The following is a 648-nucleotide window of genomic DNA, read 5'->3' on the forward strand; positions in this document are numbered from 1 at the left end:
TAAAAAGTAACGTTAAGCCCAAAGGCATAAAATTTATTTTGCGGAGACCACGCTCCGGATCCAAGCCCATTGGCCTCACCCTGACCAGCAACCATCTGACCCGGTATATTGTTCCCAAGATACTCAGGATCGATGTGATATCTCTTTAGATGAGAGAAAGTCAGCAGATTTGAACCACTCACAAACACCCTCAGGTCTGCTACATGAAGCTTTGTGGTAAGCGATTTAGGAAAAGTATATCCAAATTCAGCTGCTTTCAAACGTAAATACTCTCCATTCAGCACATGAAAGGTAGAAAGCTCCCTGGTTTGGGGTGCTCCCCCAAGCATTAATAAGGGATATTTTGCTGTTGCCCGGGTATCTAGTCCGCGGGAAGGGTCATATACCCAACGGTCTTCCTTATGGAACTCCTGAACATTGTATCCATAACCGGCATATTCAAGCCGCATCCCGGCAGTAGGGTTAATGACCACGTTTGATGCACCTTGCCAGAACGTATTCAAATAAAAATTCTTATAATCCATATTCAGGTTAATGCCAAATATCTTCTCCGGAATCTGACCGTAACCAGTATACGCTTTATCATCTGAGTCAATCTTCCCATCGCCATTCAGATCTTTAAACATGAGTTCGCCGGCCCAAACTTTT

General features: G+C 44.0%; 1 pseudogene. It reads right to left on the reverse strand.

Features of this window, described 5'->3' with window-relative positions:
* A pseudogene (locus R2Q85_RS24565) lies at nucleotides 1–648 on the reverse strand (TonB-dependent receptor); the annotation flags it as partial.

It is taken from the genome of Pedobacter heparinus (assembly GCF_032678725.1).
In the GTDB taxonomy this organism is placed as follows: domain Bacteria; phylum Bacteroidota; class Bacteroidia; order Sphingobacteriales; family Sphingobacteriaceae; genus Pedobacter; species Pedobacter heparinus_A.